Genomic DNA, 1508 nt, shown 5'->3' on the forward strand with positions numbered 1-1508 from the left:
ACGGCTCTTACCAGTCATCCACTACTTTCACCAACGTATTTGCAGGTACTCATACTGTAACTGCAAAGGAAGCAAATGGCTGTACTTCGGTAAAGACCATTACCATCACTGAACCGGCTCCCGTACCAACACTGGTGGTTACGGCTACAGCATCGATCATTCTTTGTAATGGCGGTACTGCTGTAGTATCAGTAAACGCCACAGGCGGTACTGCACCGTATACCGGTACAGGTACTTTCACCCGTACAGCAGGTACTTATACCTTTACCGTAACGGATGCGGCTGGTGTAAGCGCAAGTGCTGCTGCAACGGTTCAGCAACCTGCAGCGCTGACAGGAACACTTACTGCAGGAACCATCGCTGTAAACGGTGGCACTACCACGCTCACAGCAATAGTGAGTGGCGGCACACCTGATTATTCTTACAAACTTAATAGCGGAAATTATGTAACCTCGGGCATCTTCACCGGTGTAACTGCAGGTACACATACGGTGACCTTCCGCGATAAAAATGCATGTACGATCACAAAAACGATCACCATTACCGAACCGGCCCCGGTTCCGCCATTGGTGGCTACAGCGTCTGTAACCGGTACTATTGCGTGCTTTGGCGGGACTACTACCGTAAACGTAGCAGCAACCGGCGGTACGGCTCCATACACCGGCACAGGTAACTTCACCCGTGCAGCAGGTACTTACACTTTTACTGTAACGGATGCGGCTGGTGTCACTGATGAAGTAACAGTAACCGTTACCGAACCAACTGTGTTGAATGCTACGGTAACTTCAGGTACGATCACTGTAAATGGTGGTTCTACTACCATGACAGTAACTGCTGCCGGCGGTACAGCACCCTATACTTACAAACTCAATAACGGAGCATACCAGTCCTCCAACATCTTCACCAACGTTACCGCAGGTTCTTACACCGTAACAGTGAAAGATGCCAATAACTGTACTGTTTCCAAAACAAGGACTATATCTCAGCCAGGCGCTCCGGCACCATTGGTTGCGGCCGCTACGGCAGGCACCATCACCTGCAACGGTGGAACAACTTCCGTGGTTGTTACGGCAACAGGCGGTACTGGCAGCTATACCGGTGTTGGTACTTTCACCAAAGCCGCAGGCACTTATACTTTTGTGGTGACTGACGCAGCCGGTGTAACAGATGATGTGACCATCACTGTAACTCAGCCAACGCTCATCAATGTGACAGTAGCTACAGGTACGATCGCTGTATATGGCGGCTCAACTACAGCCACTGCTACAGCAACAGGCGGCACACCGGGTTATACTTACAGCTACGATAATGGTGCTTACCAGTCTTCCAACGTATTTACCAATGTAGTGGCTGGTACACATAGCATCAGGGCTAAAGACACAAAGGGTTGCATCACTACAAAAACCTTCTCTGTAAGCCAGCCTGCACAGGTACCCGCATTGGTTGCGGCAGCTACAGCAGGTACTATCAACTGTTACGGCGAAAACACTATTGTAACAGTAACTGCA

Annotated in this window: 1 protein-coding gene; it reads left to right on the forward strand. The window is 49.9% G+C overall.

Annotation, left to right across the window (positions count from 1 at the left end):
- Positions 1 to 1508, forward strand: a 1508-nt coding sequence (locus EGI32_RS15280; RefSeq protein WP_255156224.1) for a hypothetical protein, incomplete at both ends; no start/stop codon positions are given.

It is taken from the genome of Ferruginibacter sp. HRS2-29 (genome assembly GCF_024343615.1).
GTDB lineage: Bacteria > Bacteroidota > Bacteroidia > Chitinophagales > Chitinophagaceae > Ferruginibacter.